This is a genomic window from Lacrimispora sp., assembly GCF_047605665.1.
Lineage (GTDB): Bacteria > Bacillota > Clostridia > Lachnospirales > Lachnospiraceae > Lacrimispora.
In genome coordinates, this window is record NZ_JASGFH010000012.1 from 97,439 (window position 1) to 115,606 (window position 18,168).

Sequence of the window (18,168 nt, forward strand, 5' to 3'; positions counted from 1 at the left end):
TGATGATACAAAATAAGGAGTATGGTAAAATGACGAAATCAAAATTGTGGACGAAAAGCTTTCTGCTTGATGCAACGGTAAATTTTCTTGTGTATCTGGTGTATTACCTGCTGATGGTCATGATTGCCGGCTATGCTATGAGCAGCCTCAATGCCTCACCCAGCCAGGCGGGACTGGCCGTGGGAGTTTTTATTGTGGGAGCGCTGGTATCACGTATTTGTGCCGGAAGCATCATTGATCAGGTGGGACGAAAACGGACTCTTTACATCGGACTGCTGGTTTTCCTGATCACGACGGTGATGTATTTCAGGGCAACGGGGCTGCTCATCCTCTGTCTGATCCGCTTTCTCCATGGAATCGGATTTGGAATCACTTCCACTGCAACGGGTACTCTGGCAGCCAATCTCGTACCGGCAGACCGGAGGGGAGAGGGCATCAGTTATTATGCCATGAGCACCACATTGGCCTCTGCTGTCGGTCCCTTTCTTGGCATGTATCTCAATCAGCATGTGAGCTTTCATTCCATTTTGATTTTATCAGTCGGATTGCTGGTGATCAGCTATGGAGCAGCATTCTTTTTAAAGGTGACAGAGGAGAAGCCCCAGGAAACCGTATTCTATGAAAAAAAGTTTTCTGCCAGCAGCTTTCTTGAATACAGGGCTCTTCCCATTGCCGCTACCGGCGCAGTCGTGGGGTTCAGCTATTCGAGCATCATGAGTTTTCTTTCTTCTTACACAAGCGAAATTCATCTGGCTGAGGCAGGCAGTTTCTTTTTCCTCGTTTATTCCATCGCTATTTTAATTTCCAGGCCATTGACCGGGAAGCTGTTTGACTTGAAAAATGAAAATTACGTCATGTATCCGGCCTTTGTGCTGTTTGCCGTAGGAATGGCTGCTTTGGGCCAGGCCCGTCACGGTTTCACTCTTTTAGCGGCAGCGGCTTTCATCGGCCTTGGGTTTGGAACTTTTTTATCCTGCGGACAGGCGATTGCTGTTAAACTGGCCCCAAGCCACCGCATCGGTCTGGCGACCTCCACATTCTTAGCCATTATGGATACAGGCGTTGGAGTGGGCCCCTTCCTGCTGGGGATTCTGGAACCTGTTGTGGGATTTCGAAGCCTGTATATGAGTGTGGCTTTTATTATCATCGCTTCCATGGGGATGTATTACCTCCTGCACGGCAGAACCGTGTCCCGGATCAGTCCGGCGGGCGCATCCGGTGAAGTGTCCGTAGGTAAGGGAAGGGCGTATGCAGAAGAATAGAGAGGCGTAAAACGGGTCATACTACTGGTAAATCAAACCAGGAGGGACTTAATATGGTCACGCTGAAAGAAAGCATTACAAAAGAGAATCTTTTAAGAGCCTTTGCAGGAGAATGTCAGGCCTGGCGGCGTTATGAGTTTGCCGCAACCCAGGCAAAGAACCAGAATCTTGAAGTGCTGTACTGGCTTTTCCACTATACGGGAACACAGGAAAAGGAACATGCGGAGATATTTTACAATCACTTAAGAGAATTCAATGGGCAGGAAATATCCATTGATGCGGGCTACCCCATCGATCATTCCACTGATATGCAGGAGCTTTTAATGCTTGCCGCAAAGCATGAAGCGGCGGAACACGACACAATCTATAAATCCTTTGGCGACAAGGCCAAAGAGGAGGGATTTTCCCAGATAGCCAATTCCTTTTATATGATTGCTGAAATTGAACTGGTCCACAACCAGCGCTTTACCCGGTATGCGAATCTGGTTCAGAATAACCGGTTATTTGACAATGAAACACCTACGGAATATATCTGTTTGAACTGCGGACATGTTCACAGCGGAGCGAAAGCGCCTCAGGTCTGTCCGGTCTGCAAACACAATCAGGGATTTTTTGTACGCAGGGATGATTCTCCCTTTGGAAGATAAGAAAAAGAGTTATTTCAGCCGTTTTCGGATTGCTGAAATAACTCTTGTATTTTACTTCCAGATTTTTTCTGCCTGAGGGTCTTCTGCCAGACATTTTTCCCGCAGTTCTTCTAATTTTGCCGTATAATCCTGGGCAGGGTCTTCGTATTTTAAAACTTTTAAAACAGAATATTCAAACCCTTCCAAATCGTACTGGTTCCACAATTCCTGCAGCTTTTTATTGGGGTGGGAACTTAAGGATAACTTGGCACAGATGCTGTTAAATCCAGCTTTTGTATCGGTGGAAATTCCCAGAAAAACCTGGCCTGTTGCCTTGCAGCGCAGGGAAATCACTCCCATTTCAGGGTGACGGTTTTTATATTCTTCTAAAAGCAGTTTTCTTCGTTTCATGTCCATTTATCTTTACCTCCTGAATCATTGTACCCCAATATGATCTTTGAATCAATCTACGCTCCGTAGACAAAACGTAAAAGTTTAAGCTTTTTTAATATATGGCTCATAGTGTTTGAGGAGGAAATGTGATACAATAAGGGCTCTGAGTTTATCAATGAAAAAGGGTTTGTACATATAATATAAGTAATAATGATTTGTTGCTTCAATGGATCAATATAGAAATGAGATGAAATGTATGGAAATAAATAAAACTGCATCAGGGAATATAAAATTAAACAGAAGTGAAGTGTTTAAAATAAAGGATGAGAACCGCATTTATAACGGACCCGATCAAAGCTGGTACAAAAAGGGATTTCAAAGGCTGGCAGGGTGCGGCCCCACTTCCTGTTCCAATATTATCTGGTATTTATCCCAGACAAGGGAAGAATATAAGGGGCTCTGCCCTTATGACGGAACCACACTGGAAGGTTTTTTAACGCTTATGGAAGATGTATGGAAATACGTCACTCCGGGTCTTATGGGGCTGAATAAAATCGAAAAATTTGAGAAAGGAGTCGTGGAATTTGGAGAGAAGAAAGGTTTTCACTTATGCTGCGACCTTCTGAAAATACCGGAGAAAGACGAGATGGATGAAGAAAAAATAAAGGAAGCCTTTGACTTCATTGAATATGCGCTGAAAAGAGATCTGCCCGTTGCTTTTTTAAATCTTCACAACGGGAACCTTCACAATCTGGAAAGCTGGCATTGGGTGACAATCTATGAATCAGACAGGGAGCACGGTTTCGTATCCATTCTGGACCAAAGCAGACTGGAAGAAATCGATTTAAGGCACTGGCTTAGGAATACCAGTAAGGGCGGCGGCTTTGTCACCGTATATTAAACCCTGTTCCATATGTGATCAATGCTTTCAATAATCATGAATACAGGAGAAACGAAGTATGAAACAGAATAAATACGATGATGAAATATTTTTTGAAAAATACAGCCAGATGGACCGTTCTGTAAAGGGGCTTGACGGCGCCGGAGAGTGGAAAACACTTGAATCCATGCTGCCTGATTTTAAAGGAAAACGGGTGCTGGATTTAGGCTGCGGCTTTGGCTGGCACTGCCAGTATGCGGTGGAACATGGGGCAAAGGCCGTTACAGGAGTCGATATTTCTGAAAAAATGCTGGCAGCAGCAAGAGAAAAAACAGATGCTTCCATCTGCTATATCCAAATGCCCATAGAAGAAATATCCTTTGACCAGGACTCTTTTGATGTGGTCATCAGCTCCCTTGCCTTTCATTATCTGGAATCTTTTGACCGTATCCTTAAGAAGGTGTCCGCCTGCCTCGTGAGCGGGGGAGATTTTGTTTTTTCTGCGGAGCATCCGGTTTTTACCGCTTACGGCAGCCAGAACTGGTACTATGATGAAGATGGGAACATCCTTCATTTTCCCGTTGACCGCTACTTTTTTGAGGGAAAGAGAGAAGCGGAATTTCTCGGTGAAAAGGTGATAAAGTACCACAAAACCCTCACTACTTATATCAATGGGCTCATACAGGAAGGCTTTGAGCTGACCGGAGTTGTAGAGCCCCAGCCTTCCGCCCATTTGCTTGAAACCGTAAAAGGGATGGAGGATGAGCTTCGCAGGCCCATGATGCTGATTGTTTCTGCGAAGAAAAAATAGATCATATCAGAGGTGAAAAGACATTGGGATGAAAATTCCGGTGTCTTTTTTGCATTGTCCGGTACAATGGGTTATGAAAAGCCATCCATCCGGAAATCCTATGGTTATGACCATGAAATGAAGGAAGCAAACGGAGGTATGACTTAACGGATGAATAAGAAAATTTTACAGGGTATAAAAGGGCTGGGAAAGAATACGAAAACAGGGTATTTTGAAGGGTGGTATTTTAAACATCAGAAAGGGGATACCGTATTGGCTTTGATTCCCGGTCAGAGCGTGGATGAAAGCGGAAAAACACATCCTTTTTTGCAGATTATCTGGAATGAGGATTCTTATTTCATAGATTTTGAAGAAGAGGATTATCTGGCAGATAAGCGGCAGGGAAAGATCATGGTGGGAAACAATGTTTTTTCCCGGAGAGGAGTAAGACTGAATATAAAATCAAAGGATGTTTTCATTGAGGGAACGATCGGTTACGGTCCTTTAAGCCCCATCCGTTACCCCATTATGGGGCCCTTTCAGTTGATCCCTTTTATGGAGTGCAGCCATGAAGTGATCAGCATGTCCCATTCCCTGCAGGGAAGGGTGAAGATCAATGGAAAGGTACTGGATTTTAACGGAGGAAAAGGGTATATAGAAGGGGATAAGGGCAGGTCATTTCCGACGGATTATCTGTGGCTGCAATGCAACCAGTTTCGGGAGGAGGCGTCTGTCATGGTTTCCATTGCAGACATCCCTTTTCTCGGAGGAAGCTTTCAGGGGTGTATCTGCGTGGTTCAGTACCAGGGAAAGGAATACCGGTTTGCCACATATTCAGGGGTGAAGATTGTGAGAAAAAGGGAAACTGCGGTTGTGTTAAAGCAGGGAAATTACTGCCTGGAAATATTTATATCAAATCAGAGAAAAAACAGGGAAGCCAGATTTTCCTACAGGCTTTCTGCGCCGGATCAGGGAAATATGAGCCGGTTTATAGAGGAAGCCCACATGCTTCAGGGAAGGTTTTTGCTGTATCAGAAGGAAAATCTGATCTTTGACCTGACCAGCAGGCATGTGAGTCTTGAGCATGTGGAAGGGTAAGATTAATCCCATTAATTCCCTTGATTAATAGTAAAAATCTATAAGTACTCCCCGCCTATCATGTTTATCTATTGGACGTAATGAACAATCCCTAATAGAATAGACGTATCAACATCAAATATGCGGGAGGTTACATAGAAATGAATATAAAACATGAGGTTAGTGTAAAGAAGATCGGTGAAGAGGCAGAGGAGCTGTTCCGGGGCGGTTTCTTTTGCTCGGAAGCGGTTATGAGCTCCATCCGTTCCAACTTCGAACTGGACATACCGGAGGAAGTGATTGCTATGGCATCCGGATTTCCGGTGGGGATCGGACGTTCCAAATGCTTATGCGGAGCGGTTTCCGGAGGCGTTATGGCCCTTGGCCTGTTTTTCGGGCGGACGAAACAGGGAGACCCCAAGGTGGAGAAGAACTTAGAAGTGGCAAAGGAGCTTCACGACTGGTTTAAGGATAACAACGGGAAAAATGCGCTGTGCTGCAGAATCTTGACCAAGGAATTTGACATGGGTGCAGGGGAGCACAAAGAGCAGTGCATAAAATTGACCGGTATGATAGCGGGAAAAGTGGCTGAAATCGTGGTTCGGGAATTCGGACTTACCAATGTGGACGAATTACAGCTTGCGGGGGAATGAGATGATTAAGAAAATACCTGTTCCAATGGCAGGGCTTATGCTGGGGCTGGCAGCCCTGGGCAATCTCCTGCAAAGCTATTCGGAGGCTGTCCGCCTGCTGTGCGGAGCCATTTCAACCGTATTGGGGATTTTGATTCTGTGCAAATGTCTTCTTCATTTTGACATGGTAAAAGAAGATATGAAAAATCCGGCGGTGGCAAGCGTATCAGGAACCTTTTCCATGGCAGTGATTCTGCTGTCAGCCTATGCAAAGCCTTTTATTGGCGGCAGTGCCGTTTATATCTGGTATTTGGGGATCGGGCTGCATATTTTGATCATGGTGTATTTCACCATCCGTTTTATTTGTAAATTGAATATGAAAACCGTGTTTGCCAGCTACTACATTGTGTATGTGGGAATTGTGGCAGCCAGTGTGACATCGCCTGCATTTGGGCAGACAGGACTTGGGCTGGGGATTTTCTGGTTTGGTCTGGTGTGCTGTCTGATTCTGCTGGCCCTTGTGACAACCCGGTATGTGAAGCATAAAGAGATTCCTGAACCGGCAAGACCGCTGTTTTGTATCTACACGGCACCGGTCAGCCTCTGTCTGGCAGGCTATCTCCAGTCCGCCGAGGTGAAATCACCGGCAATGGTCTTGTCCCTTATGATATTGGCCTCGGTGCTGTATTTGACGGTGCTGGTTCAGCTTCCTAAATTTCTGGCATTGCCATTTTATCCAAGCTATTCCGCCTTCACCTTTCCTGTTGTCATCAGCGCCATTGCATTGAAGATGTCAGCCGGATTTCTGGGGAAGGCAGGTTATAACATAGGCTTTTTACCGGTTCTGGTGACTGTGGAAACGGTCATTGCAGTATGTCTGGTTGCTTATGTGTTCATTCGGTATATGAAGTTTTTGTTCAGCAGATAAGTGTGATAGGAAGCGTACAGCGGGGAAGGGAAACCTTCCCCGTTTTTTGCGTGTATTCCCAATAAGATAAAAGGGGTTTTGCCCCGTAAAGTCTTAAAATTACCGTTTTCCCCTCTGTAATGTATATTCGTTGAGCCCCGCCTTCATTGTATAATATCCGTATTGAAAATACTTGCAGGAGGGAGAGTGATTTATGAATGGTAATATCTGTGAAAACATCTGCAAAGTATAAGAAGCTCTTTCTGCAGGTTCTGATACCGGGACATTCTCCCTGTCAAATCTTTAAGATGAGATTAAGAGGCGCGGACAGAGCTGATACAGATGCCATATCGGCGCGAAATTGCCTGATCCCCATAGAGGCGGAGAGCTTCTGTTATGAGGAAAAGATTACACCCTGAAGCAATCTGCAAAAAGTACTGATTCATACCATTTGTAAAAATAGAACACGGAAGAGGTGTGAATGGTCTGGTTTGGATTTTACATATATTTTGGGAGGTATCATCATGAATATATTGGTTATCAACTGCGGAAGTTCTTCTTTGAAGTATCAACTGATTCAATCGGATACGGAAGCCGTACTGGCTAAAGGGATCTGCGAGCGGATTGGATTGGAAGAAAGCCGGGTTTCTTATGAACCTGCCAATGGGATGAAAGAAACCTGGGAGGCTTCCATGTCTACTCATTCAGAGGCGGTCCGCGTTGCGCTGGATATGCTTACGAATGAGCAGAGCGGAGTCATAAAGACATTGGAAGAAATTGGAGCTGTGGGTCACCGGGTGGCTCATGGAGGAGAGTTTTTTACATCTTCTACCTTACTCAATGAAAAAGCCATCAAAGCAGTTGCAGACTGCTGTGAAATTGCGCCGCTTCACAATCCTCTCAGCCTAAGCGGTATCTATGCCTGTAAAGAGCTGATGCCCAAAGTGCCTATGGCTGCGGTTTTTGATACGGCATTCCATCAGACCATGCCGAAGAAGGCCTATCTATATGGAATTCCCTACGAATATTATGAAAAATATAAGATGAGAAGGTATGGCTTTCATGGAACCAGTCACAGCTATGTGGCGAAAAGAGCAGCAGACCTTCTTGGAAAACCGGTCTCTTCTTTAAAAACCATTGTGTGCCATCTGGGAAATGGTTCCAGCATAGCGGCAATAGAATATGGAAAATCCATTGATACGACCATGGGCTTCACGCCTCTGGAAGGCCTGATCATGGGAACCAGAAGCGGCAATATCGACCCGGCGGCCCTGCAATACCTGATGCATAAAGAGAATCTGGATATCGACGATATGCTTGGCATTCTCAATAAAAAATCGGGTGTTTACGGAATTTCCGGAAGCTCCAGTGATTTCCGTGATTTAGAGGAGGCAAAGAGAGGGGGCAGTGAGCGGGCAGCAGATGCGTTAGAGATATTTGCCTATCAATGTGCAAAATTCATAGGGGGATATGCAGCCGCCATGAAGGGGGTGGACGCAATTGTTTTTACGGCTGGGATTGGAGAAAATGATAAAGGAACTAGGGAAAGGATATGTGAATACTTATGCTGGATGGGAATTCGGATTGATGAAGCTGCAAATTTCAGACGGGGAGAAGAGATGAAGATTTCCACATCCGACTCCAATGTCACAGTCATGGTGATTCCCACCAATGAGGAATTAGAGATTGCCAGAGAAACCTTACGGCTGATTATGTCTTAATATTACCTCTTTTTAGAATGAATAGCATAATTAAGGTTTGACAAACAAATGTTAAAATGGAATCGATGAGAAATCATGAAAGGAGAAAGGTATGAATATTTTTGCATTAATCGCATCATTTGGGGGAGGTATTATTGGGGCCTATATGGGAGCACTGCCCGCATTTATTCTTACGGGAGTCATTGCCATTACAGGTGCCGGAGTGGCTATGGCGGGAGGATCTGATATGACGGTTGGTTTTATCGCCTTCGGTTCCTACCTTGGGCCGCATGTTGCATTTGCCGGAGGCGTTGCTGCAGCCGCTTATGCGGGAAAGCAGAAAAAGCTGGGCAGCGGAACTGATATTTTGTCTTCTCTGAACGGTCTTTGCGATCCTATGACACTGATTGTAGGCGGTATCTTTGGTGTGTTTGGTTTCCTGGTGCATTATCTCATGGGTTCCATCCTTCACTTAAACACAGATCTTCCGGGTATTACTGTTGTTATTTCCGCAATTGCTGTTCGTTTTCTCTTTGGAACCAGCGGCCTTATAGGGAAAGCGCCGGAAAGCGAAAAGAGAGAGTATTTTACCGCAGGAAATGGCATGATCTGTAATGTGCTGCTGGGGCTGGGATTGGGCACAACCGTTGGCTTTGTATATCAGGCATTGGTAACCAGCGGAGCTGCTGATGCAGTTTTGGGAAGTTACCCCATCCTCTGCTTTGGTATAGCGGCCGCATCACTGATATTTACGCAGACGGGATTTGCAACACCGGCAACCCACCATATTGCGCTGATTGCCGCCCTCGCTGTGGCAGCTTCCGGAAATCCTGTTATGGGCACAATATTCGGCATCATCGCCTCATTATTGGGCGATTTTATGGCAAAAACCTTTAACAGCCATTGCGATACCCATGTTGACCCGCCGGCGTTTACCATTTTTATCCTTACATTTGTGATAAACGCTATATTCGGAAACGGCTTTTTCAGCGTTTAGCCTTTGTCTTACATACATAAAACGGCTGATCTGCCATAAGTGTTTATGTTCTGGAGATCAGCCGTTTCAGACGGATATGGTTTATTGCCTGTTTAAGATTTCTTTTATTTTATCCAGACGGAAGCCGGATATCTCTTCAGTTCCGATGATAGTGACCGGCAGGGCTGTGTAGCCTCTCTCTTCCATAAATGACTGTCCTTCTTCATCGGTCTCCAGATTGATTTCCTGAAAAGAGAGTCCCTGGCTTTTTAAATACTCTTTTATCTGACTGCAGTATGTGCAGCCGGGGAGGGAGTAAAGCCTGATCGTTTCTGATGAAGCTGCCGCTGCCTGGGGTTTCTCAACCGTCTGTCCGGGAGTGAGATTGCTGCTTCCAATGGTCCAATTGGCGCCGCATAAGCCGTTTGTCTGCAGGGCTTTTAATACCCTTAAGATTTCTTCTGTATTCCGGCCTATATGATTGTCATGGATTACGCTGTAGCGCACCGTCAGTTCAGGGTCGATGATAAAAAGACCGCGGAGGGCTACTCCTTCATCCTCCAGCAGCACGCCGTAGTCAGACGAAACGGACATGGTCTTGTCCGCTGCCATAGGATAGTTTAAGTGTCCCAGACCATTCCGGATCCAGGCCTGATGGCAGTATTTGCTGTCAGTGCTGACAGACAGCAGCTTTGCCCCTGCCTCATGGAAAAGCTGGCAGTCTTTGCTGAAACCGGTAAGCTCTGTAGGGCAGACGAAGGTAAAGTCCATAGGGTAAAAGAAAAGTATCAGCCATGAGCCTCTATAGTCTTCCAAGTCCAGTGTGATGAATTCTTCTCCGTCACCGGTGACCGCTTCCATGGTGAAGTGAGGTGCTTTTTTATTGATAAGCCGTTCCATTTAGTGCCTCCTTTATTGAAAATGTGATTAATACCGTATCAAATTGTTGAAACATATATATCTATCATACGGAGGAAATGCCATGAATAAGAAAGATGAATTTGCAGGTAATTTTTATCAGACAGACGAAGTAGAAAAGATGCCGGACGATTGTCCGAATTGTCTGTATAAAAATCAGAAGGTGGAGAAAAAACCTGATGAATGCCCGAACTGTTACTATAATCCCCCCAAAAAGGAAGGTGCAACAGAGGGCACGTAAATGTTCTTTTTTCGAAGTCTAAAGCCGCCTGTTGGCGGCTTTGTTCGTTGTGCTGCAAATATTATGATTCCCAATGAGCTATAATATGTTTTGCCACGCAGAGATCTTGTTCTAAAGAACCTCCTGAAACACCCAGGCCGCCGATGCAGCGGCCTTTTCTCATAATAGGAATTCCTCCGCCAAATACGCAGAAACTTCCCCCTCCCGTTTCTGCAAGGCCATAGAGAGGCTGTCCGGGAAGCACGGACCCCGCCAGTTCATCCGTGGAGATTTGCAGAGCTGCCGCAGTATATGCTTTGGAACGGGAAATAACAATGCTTCCAATAAAAGCGTTGTCCATACGCTGCTGGGCGATCAAGTTGCCGCCGCTGTCAACAACCGTTATGACCATTGAAACGCCTAATTTTAAAGCCTTTTCTTTTCCCATTTCTATGAGGAGCAGAGCATCACGCAGGGTAATTGTTTCAAGCTTCAGTGTATCCACAATGGCGCCCACAAGCTTTTCCATCTGGTTTTCTTCCATCATCATCGTTCCTCCTGATATCCGCTACAGCAAGCTGTCATAAAGTTCCTTTGCCGGGTGGGCGATCACAATCTTTTCGATCATGGAGCCGGTGGCCTCGGCAGTTTTTGCACCGGCATCCACAGCCGCTTCTACGGCTCCCACATCACCTGTAAGAGTGACAAAAGATTTGCCGCCGATTCCCGTTCCCAGCCGGATTTCTATCAAGGTTACATTGGCTGCTTTCACAGCGCTGTCCGCAGCGATAATGGCTCCGGCGATGGAGAAAAACTCCAGCACGCCCAGGGCTTTGCGCTCCGGTACGGAAACAGACATATGAATGGCTTCTATGACCTGAGGATGAACTCTGGGAATCAGAAGTTTGTCTATCATATTGTTCTTTGCCGCCGCCTCACCGCTGCTTAAAGAAGTTTCCACTGCGGAAACCTCCCCGGAAATCAATATCTGGTACTTTCCGGGACAACTGGGCCTTGCGGCTATTAACCTGACATCCGCGGCTTTCAGCATCATATCTGCGGCCAGAACTCCCCTGGCAATGCTGTTTAATTCTAAAAATCCAATGGTAATCATAATACCCTCCTTGTCTGGCTTCATTCTGCACAAATGATAATTTCGGAATTGGAAACCGACCTTACCCGGCCGCAAATACTCGCATGAATATTAGCTCCCAACGCTTTCTCCGGAATACTTCCGATCAACTGTCCGGCCACCACCTTGTCACCGGCAGCGACTGCAGGGATGGATGGGGCGCCAATGTGCTGCTGAAGCGGGATATGCACAACCTCAGGCATAAGTTCCTGGCATTCTTCTATGTGGTAATCGTAATATGCATCCACACCGAGCCTGGCGGCGATTCTCCGGGACGGCACACGGCGGTAAGAGCGTTCCTCCAGTTGACGGAATGCTGCCAATGGTTTTTCGTACCGGAATCCTTTCTGGCGCAGCAGGCCTTTTAAGTAGATGTTCACCTGTCTTGGTTTTAATCCCATAGGGCAGGCGTATGTTTCGCATAAACCGCATTCACTGCAAATCATGGCATTTTTCACATGGATATCATCCAGGATATCTTCAGGAGACTGGGCATAGGCCAGCTTGCGCATGATCATATGGGGTTTTAAGGGATGGCCGGTTAAGTATCTGGGACACATCTGCGTACAGTAGGTACACTGAATGCAGCTCATCTTTGCCCGTTTCAATGACACATTTACGGGAATCTGATGATTCAGTACCAAAGGGGCATCATCCGGTACAAGTATAAAGCCGGAGGTTGTTTTCGTAACGACCAGCTTTTCCGCTTCTTGCATGCTGTAACATTTTCCCATCAGAGGTCCTCCGGCAATCACATGGCATCCGGCCGCTGCGGGCCCCCCGGCTGCCTTAAGGCATTCGGCGAAAGAAGTTCCAAGGGGCGCATGTACAATACAGGGGGAGGTGACTGCGCCTGTAACCGTTAAGTATTTGCTCGTAAACGGCTCTCCCTGGGAGGCTTGATAGATGGAATATGCGGTGGCCAGGTTCGATACCACAGCGCCTACATCCAGCGGAATTCCTGAAGGGGGCACGGTGCGCCCTGTCACATCACAGACCATAATCTGTTCGTCACCGGCAGGATAGAAATTCTTCATCTGAAACAGCCGTACAGGGCTGGACCTTTCGGCGATTGCAGACTCCAGGGCCTGGATTTCCTGCCGGTAAGTTTCCTTCAGCGCAATATGTATATGGCTGGCCTTCACCATTTCCGCCATCATTTCAACCGCAGTGATGATCTCTGCAGCTTTGTGAATCATCAGCCAGCGGTCTGTGCGCAGAAGCGGCTCACATTCAGCAGCATTGATGATCAGATGTTCTACCGTACAGTTTAATTTAACGTGGGCCGGAAAACCGGCTCCTCCGCATCCTACAATACCTGCATCTTTTATTTGTTCCAACAGTGGCATAGCTGTACTCCTTTCGTGAGAATGAAACATACTCTCTTACCATTATAAAAAACAGGGAGAGAATACTCAATTACGCCTCAATCTAAAAAAGGGTAAAATCCAATACACTTGCCGCTGGACAAAGCGTGTCTGGATTGTGGGGTAATCCGGTCTGCTTATTATAAAGAAGGAAGTTTGTGACATGATATAATAAAACAAGTACACATGATGTGAATTTCATTTCCGGCGGGAGAGCGGAAGATGGATTGAAATGACCTGCCATGGGAACAAAAGGAGGGAACAAGTGAAGAAAGTATTGATACTGGCTGGTGATTATACAGAAGATTACGAAGTCATGGTGCCGTATCAGGCATTGATGGTGGCAGGGCTCTGGGTAGATGTGGCCTGCCCTGGAAAATCGGCTGGAGATACGATAAAAACTGCCATCCATGATTTTGAAGGGGATCAGACCTACTCGGAAAAACCGGGGCACCTTTTCATGCTGAATGCTGATTTCAGTTATCTGAAACTAGAACAGTATGACGGGCTTTTCCTCACCGGCGGAAGAGCGCCGGAATATTTGAGGCTGAATGCCAGAGTGCTTGACATTGTCCGTTATTTCATGGAACTTAAGAAACCTGTGGCGGCTATCTGCCATGGAGTCCAGATACTCACGGCCGCAGATGCAGTGCGGGGGATAAGGCTTACCTCCTACTCTGCAGTAAAGCCTGAGGTTCTGGCAGTGGGAGGGGAGTATGTGGAAGTGCTTCCTCACGAAGCAGTGATCAGCAAAAATCTGGTGACTTCCCCGGCCTGGCCTGGAAATGTGGAACTGCTGAAAGGTTTCTTGAAGTTATTAAATGTACGAATGGACTTCCCTGATCAGTGAAAAGTCTGGATTGTACATTTTTTACGTTTTAATTCTATTTAGCCCTGTTGAGCTCAATAAGGTATGATGGAGCCCATAAGAGATTTGCTGCCCGGCTATTTTGCAGTGAGTAAATTAAAATATTTATATAATGTAAAGGAGGATTATCATGATTGCAAGAGGTTTTACAGAACCAACTGAGAGGGTGAAACGCTTAAAGAAAGCGATTGTAGATGCTATCCCTTATGTGGAGTCTGAGCGTGCGGTGCTCGTTACGGAATCCTACAAAGAGACAGAAGGGCTGTCTCCCATTATGAGGCGTGCAAAAGCAGCAGAGAAAATTTTTAACAGCCTGCCGGTTACGATTCATCCGGATGAGCTAATCGTAGGTGCAATTACAAAGAATCTGCGCTCCACAGAAATCTGTCCTGAGTTCTCTTATGACTGGGTAGAGAAAGAATTTAAGACCATGGGAAGCCGCATTGCAGACCCCTTCCAGATTCCTGAGGAGACTGCAAAAGAGCTTGCAGAGGCGTTTAAATATTGGGAAGGCAAGACGACCAGTGCTTTGGCTGATTCCTATATGTCAAAAGAGACAAAGGACTGTATTGCCAACGGCGTATTTACGGTAGGCAACTATTTCTACGGCGGTGTCGGACACGTATGCGTTGACTATGGCAAGGTTTTAAAGATTGGTTTTGCCGGTATCATCAAAAGCGTAATCGAGGCCATGGAGAAACTGGATACCAGTGATCCTGAGTATATTAAGAAGAAAAACTTCTATGAAGCATTGGTCATTACATATACGGCAGCAATTAATTTTGCACACCGCTACGGAGCAAAGGCCAGAGAAATGGCTTCCACCTGTACAGATCCTAAGAGAAAAGCAGAGCTGCTTCAGATCGCAGCAAACTGTGACCGCGTTCCGGAAAGAGGGGCTTCCAATTTCTATGAGGCCTGCCAGGCGTTCTGGTTTGTGCAGATCCTGCTTCAGATTGAGGCAAATGGACACTCCATTTCTCCGGGACGCTTTGACCAGTACATGAATCCGTACCTGGCTATGGATAAAGCTGTTTCCAAAGAATTCGCTCAGGAACTGGTTGACTGTATCTGGGTTAAATTAAACGATGTAAATAAGACACGTGACGAGATTTCCGCTCAGGCATTTGCAGGCTATGCCGTATTCCAGAACCTGATCGTAGGCGGACAGACGGAAGACGGTCTGGATGCAACCAACGATGTGTCTTATATGTGTATGGAAGCAGTTGCCCACGTAAAACTGCCGGCACCTTCCTTCTCCATCCGTGTTCACCAGAATACCCCGGACGAATTCCTGTATCGTGCGTGTGAAGTCACAAGACTTGGCCTTGGTGTTCCGGCCATGTACAATGATGAGGTTATCATTCCTGCCCTGTGTAACAGAGGCGTTTCTCTGGCAGATGCAAGAAGCTACTGTATCATCGGCTGCGTAGAGCCTCAGTGTCCGCATAAGACGGAAGGCTGGCATGACGCCGCATTCTTCAACATTGCCAAGGTTCTTGAAATCACCTTAAACAATGGAAAGGCAGGCGACAAGCAGTTAGGGCCGGTAACGGGAGAGATCACTTCCTTTACCAGTCTGGAAGATATTTTTGAGGCTTATCAGAAGCAGATGGAATACTTCGTATATCACCTGGCAGAAGCTGACAACTGCGTGGACTTTGCCCATGCGGAGAGAGCACCGCTTCCGTTCCTGTCTGCACTTGTGGACGACTGTATCGGAAGAGGTATCAGCGTTCAGGAAGGCGGAGCTATCTATAACTTCACCGGACCTCAGGCATTCGGCGTTGCTGACTCAGGAGACTCCCTGTGTGCAATCAAGAAGCATGTATTTGATAACAAAGAAATCACCATGGCACAGTTGAAAGATGCTCTGGCTAATAACTTCGGTTATGGCTGCGCTTCTAACAGCACGGCAACCATATGTGATGATGAAGCGAAGATTTATGAAGCTGTTAAGAGAATTTTAAGCAACAACGGCTCTATTAATCTGGCAGACCTTCAGGCTCAGTTGAGCAGCCCGCAGACAGCTTGTGCAAGCGGAAATGCCGATTATGCCCAGGTTAAGAGAATTCTTGAGAATACTCCCTGGTTTGGCAATGATGATGATGAAGTGGATATGATTGCAAGAAGATGCGGACAGATCTACTCTTATGAAGTAGAGAAATATAAAAACCCAAGAGGCGGCCAGTTCCAGGCAGGATGCTATCCCGTATCCGCAAACGTATTGTTCGGAAAAGATGTTGGAGCTCTTCCGGATGGAAGACTTGCTAAGACACCTCTGGCAGACGGTGTTTCCCCAAGACAGGGCAAGGATACCAACGGACCGACAGCGGCAGCCATGTCCGTAGCAAAATTAGACCATGAGAATTATTCCAACGGTACTCTGTATAACCAGAAATTCCTTCCTACCGCTTTGGACGGAGATGAAGGTCTTCGCCGTTTCTCCTCTGTGGTTCGTTCCTATTTTGACCACAAGGGTATGCATGTACAGTTCAACGTAATCGATAAAGAGACCCTGTTGAAAGCTCAGGCAAATCCGGAGAATTATAAAGATCTGGTAGTGCGTGTTGCCGGCTACAGTGCCCAGTTCACTGTATTGGCAAAAGAGGTTCAGGACGACATTATCAGCCGTACAGAGCAGGAATTCTAAACCATATTCATAAACAACAGGGAAGGGAGTCAGCATGCATTCAATCAATTATAATCTGACAGGAATAGTGTTTGACATTCAAAGATTCTCCCTCCATGACGGGCCGGGAATCCGTACCATCGTATTTTTAAAGGGCTGTCCGTTATCCTGTAAGTGGTGCAGCAACCCGGAATCCCAGCATATAAAACCTGTAATTATGTATAAGCAGGCTGATTGCATCCATTGCGGCCGTTGTATTACGGCCTGCAAGATTGGGGCAATCAGCCCTGAAAATAAGGGCTTTATTGACAGGGATATCTGCAGCGGCTGCGGCGAATGCGTGAATGCATGTCCGTCTGGCGCACTGGTAGTCAAGGGAAAGACCATGACGGTCCAGCAAGTTGTGAAAGAATTGAAAAAGGATGCCACTACCTACCGCAGGTCGGGAGGCGGAATCACCTTGTCCGGCGGGGAACCCCTGGTCCAGCATGGATTTGCTGCAGAGCTTTTAAAGGCCTGCAAGGCTCAGGGCTGGAACACCGCAATAGAGACCACAGGAATCGGCACAGAGGAAGCGATTGAAACGGTTATTCCTTATGTTGACACAGTTCTTCTTGATATTAAGCATATGGACGGGGAACAGCATAAGAAGTTCACCGGCGCGGACAATGAATCCGTCAAGAAAAATGCCCCCCGTATCTGCCAGATATCCAACACAGTCATTCGCATTCCGGTTGTGCCGGGCTTCAATTTTTCCGCAGAAGCAATTAAGGACATTGCTGAGTATGCAAAAACACTGATGGGAATCAGAATCATCCACCTGCTGCCTTATCATTCCTTTGGTGAGAATAAATACGGCTTGTTAGGCCAGGATTATGAGCTGAAGGATATAAAGCCTTTAAGGTCTGAGGATTTGGAGGAAAGTAAAAAAATTGTAGAAAGCCTTGGCTTTCAATGCATCATAGGCGGATAAAAATTATATTTAAGCCATATTGAGAATGGAGGAAAATCATGGATCAGCAGTTAATTGAAAAAGTTATGAAACAAGTGAGCAGCGAACTTGGCATCAAGCAGGAACCGGAAAAACCGGTTTGCGGCGGTGCTGTGGGATTAACAGAGTTTGTAGGAACTGCCATTGGCGATACCATTGGTCTGGTGATTGCAAGTGTTGACCCGATGCTGGTAGATGTTATGAAATTAGGCAAATACCGTTCCATCGGTATTATCGGCGGAAGAACCGGAGCAGGTCCCCAGATTTGGGCAGTCGATGAGGCTGTAAAAGCCACAAACACAGAGATCATTTCTGTGGAGCTTCCACGTGATACCAAAGGCGGAGCAGGACACGGCAGCTTAATCTACATAGGAGCTGATGACGTATCCGACGCCAGAAGGGCAGTTGAAATTGCACTTTCTGTTCTGCCGAAATATTTTGGTGATGTTTATGCAAACGATGCAGGCCATCTGGAGTTCCAGTACACTGCAAGAGCCAGCTACTGCCTGGAGAAAGCCCTTGGCGCACCGGTAGGAAAGGCATTTGGAATGACCTGTGCAGGTCCGGCAGCTATCGGTACGGTTCTGGCAGATATCGCAGTAAAAGCGGCAAACGTTGAAGTGGTAGGCTACTGCTCACCGGGCGGCGGAACCAGTTATTCCAATGAGGTTATCCTTACCTTTACCGGAGATTCCGGAGCCGTAAGGCAGGCAGTAAGGGCAGCCATCGAAGCAGGAAAGAAGATGCTGGGCGCTTTAGGAGATGTTCCTAAATCCAGCACAACACCGTACATTTAA

20 protein-coding genes and 1 pseudogene are annotated in these 18,168 nt (G+C 46.5%); 15 read left to right on the forward strand and 6 right to left on the reverse strand.

Annotation, left to right across the window (positions count from 1 at the left end):
- The first annotated feature begins 29 nt into the window (after positions 1 to 29).
- Entirely contained in the window at positions 30 to 1,262 is a 1,233-nt protein-coding gene (locus tag QM657_RS11475; protein WP_415066796.1) for an MFS transporter, read from the forward strand.
- Between the two features lie 53 nt (positions 1,263 to 1,315).
- Entirely contained in the window at positions 1,316 to 1,909 is a 594-nt protein-coding gene (locus QM657_RS11480) for a rubrerythrin family protein (RefSeq protein WP_415066797.1), read from the forward strand.
- 51 nt (positions 1,910 to 1,960) lie between these two features.
- Here the strand turns inward: QM657_RS11480 and QM657_RS11485 are convergent, their stop codons facing one another.
- Positions 1,961 to 2,305, reverse strand: a complete 345-nt coding sequence (locus QM657_RS11485; RefSeq protein ID WP_415066798.1) for a GIY-YIG nuclease family protein — start codon at positions 2,303 to 2,305, stop codon at positions 1,961 to 1,963.
- Positions 2,306 to 2,537: 232 nt separating this feature from the next.
- On the opposite strand from QM657_RS11485, the gene QM657_RS11490 reads away from it, so the two are divergent.
- The 8 genes from QM657_RS11490 to QM657_RS11525 all read left to right on the forward strand — a co-directional run bounded on the left by QM657_RS11490 (position 2,538) and on the right by QM657_RS11525 (position 9,264).
- Positions 2,538 to 3,182, forward strand: coding sequence for a hypothetical protein (locus tag QM657_RS11490; RefSeq protein ID WP_415066800.1), 645 nt, complete (start codon positions 2,538 to 2,540; stop codon positions 3,180 to 3,182).
- A gap of 58 nt (positions 3,183 to 3,240) precedes the next feature.
- Entirely contained in the window at positions 3,241 to 3,972 is a 732-nt protein-coding gene (locus tag QM657_RS11495; RefSeq protein WP_415066801.1) for a class I SAM-dependent methyltransferase, read from the forward strand.
- A 12-nt stretch (positions 3,973 to 3,984) separates the two neighbouring features.
- The gene (locus QM657_RS11500; RefSeq protein WP_415066802.1) at positions 3,985 to 4,119 is read left to right on the forward strand and encodes a hypothetical protein; all 135 of its coding nucleotides are present in this window, start codon (positions 3,985 to 3,987) and stop codon (positions 4,117 to 4,119) included.
- Positions 4,120 to 4,122: 3 nt separating this feature from the next.
- Positions 4,123 to 5,049, forward strand: coding sequence for a tocopherol cyclase family protein (locus tag QM657_RS11505; protein ID WP_415066803.1), 927 nt, complete (start codon positions 4,123 to 4,125; stop codon positions 5,047 to 5,049).
- A gap of 140 nt (positions 5,050 to 5,189) precedes the next feature.
- Positions 5,190 to 5,681 (forward strand): C-GCAxxG-C-C family protein, encoded by a 492-nt coding sequence (locus QM657_RS11510; protein WP_415066804.1) that lies wholly within the window; start codon positions 5,190 to 5,192, stop codon positions 5,679 to 5,681.
- Position 5,682: 1 nt separating this feature from the next.
- Positions 5,683 to 6,588 carry a TDT family transporter gene (locus QM657_RS11515; RefSeq protein ID WP_415066805.1) on the forward strand — a complete coding sequence of 302 codons (906 nt, stop codon included), beginning with the start codon at positions 5,683 to 5,685 and terminating at the stop codon, positions 6,586 to 6,588.
- 503 nt (positions 6,589 to 7,091) lie between these two features.
- On the forward strand, positions 7,092 to 8,288 hold the full coding sequence (locus QM657_RS11520; RefSeq protein ID WP_415066806.1) for an acetate/propionate family kinase: 1,197 nt from the start codon (positions 7,092 to 7,094) through the stop codon (positions 8,286 to 8,288).
- 91 nt (positions 8,289 to 8,379) lie between these two features.
- Positions 8,380 to 9,264 carry a hypothetical protein gene (locus tag QM657_RS11525; RefSeq protein ID WP_415066807.1) on the forward strand — a complete coding sequence of 295 codons (885 nt, stop codon included), beginning with the start codon at positions 8,380 to 8,382 and terminating at the stop codon, positions 9,262 to 9,264.
- A gap of 81 nt (positions 9,265 to 9,345) precedes the next feature.
- Here QM657_RS11525 and QM657_RS11530 read toward each other — a convergent pair whose 3' ends face one another.
- A complete protein-coding gene (locus tag QM657_RS11530; protein ID WP_415066847.1) occupies positions 9,346 to 9,642 on the reverse strand; it encodes a glutaredoxin family protein in 297 nt (98 codons plus the stop codon).
- Positions 9,625 to 10,143 (reverse strand): annotated as a pseudogene (locus QM657_RS11535) (peroxiredoxin); the annotation flags it as partial. The gene QM657_RS11530 and the pseudogene QM657_RS11535, both read right to left, overlap by 18 nt.
- A gap of 82 nt (positions 10,144 to 10,225) precedes the next feature.
- Here QM657_RS11535 and QM657_RS11540 point away from each other — a divergent pair.
- On the forward strand, positions 10,226 to 10,402 hold the full coding sequence (locus QM657_RS11540) for a hypothetical protein (RefSeq protein WP_415066808.1): 177 nt from the start codon (positions 10,226 to 10,228) through the stop codon (positions 10,400 to 10,402).
- Positions 10,403 to 10,463: 61 nt separating this feature from the next.
- Here the strand turns inward: QM657_RS11540 and QM657_RS11545 are convergent, their stop codons facing one another.
- The 3 genes from QM657_RS11545 to QM657_RS11555 are packed head-to-tail and all read right to left on the reverse strand — an operon-like array spanning position 10,464 to position 12,862.
- A complete protein-coding gene (locus tag QM657_RS11545; protein WP_415066809.1) occupies positions 10,464 to 10,931 on the reverse strand; it encodes a GlcG/HbpS family heme-binding protein in 468 nt (155 codons plus the stop codon).
- 18 nt (positions 10,932 to 10,949) lie between these two features.
- Positions 10,950 to 11,495 carry a BMC domain-containing protein gene (locus tag QM657_RS11550; RefSeq protein ID WP_415066810.1) on the reverse strand — a complete coding sequence of 182 codons (546 nt, stop codon included), beginning with the start codon at positions 11,493 to 11,495 and terminating at the stop codon, positions 10,950 to 10,952.
- Between the two features lie 20 nt (positions 11,496 to 11,515).
- Positions 11,516 to 12,862, reverse strand: coding sequence for a 4Fe-4S dicluster domain-containing protein (locus QM657_RS11555; RefSeq protein WP_415066811.1), 1,347 nt, complete (start codon positions 12,860 to 12,862; stop codon positions 11,516 to 11,518).
- 283 nt (positions 12,863 to 13,145) lie between these two features.
- Between QM657_RS11555 and QM657_RS11560 the strand changes: the two genes are divergently transcribed.
- The 4 genes from QM657_RS11560 to pduB all read left to right on the forward strand — a co-directional run bounded on the left by QM657_RS11560 (position 13,146) and on the right by pduB (position 18,168).
- The gene (locus QM657_RS11560) at positions 13,146 to 13,730 is read left to right on the forward strand and encodes a DJ-1/PfpI family protein (protein ID WP_415066812.1); all 585 of its coding nucleotides are present in this window, start codon (positions 13,146 to 13,148) and stop codon (positions 13,728 to 13,730) included.
- A gap of 148 nt (positions 13,731 to 13,878) precedes the next feature.
- The gene (locus QM657_RS11565) at positions 13,879 to 16,401 is read left to right on the forward strand and encodes a glycyl radical protein (protein ID WP_415066813.1); all 2,523 of its coding nucleotides are present in this window, start codon (positions 13,879 to 13,881) and stop codon (positions 16,399 to 16,401) included.
- A 34-nt stretch (positions 16,402 to 16,435) separates the two neighbouring features.
- Positions 16,436 to 17,353: a glycyl-radical enzyme activating protein gene (locus QM657_RS11570; RefSeq protein WP_415066815.1), complete on the forward strand. Its 918-nt coding sequence runs from the start codon at positions 16,436 to 16,438 to the stop codon at positions 17,351 to 17,353.
- A 38-nt stretch (positions 17,354 to 17,391) separates the two neighbouring features.
- Positions 17,392 to 18,168, forward strand: a complete 777-nt coding sequence (gene pduB, locus QM657_RS11575) for a propanediol utilization microcompartment protein PduB (protein ID WP_415066816.1) — start codon at positions 17,392 to 17,394, stop codon at positions 18,166 to 18,168.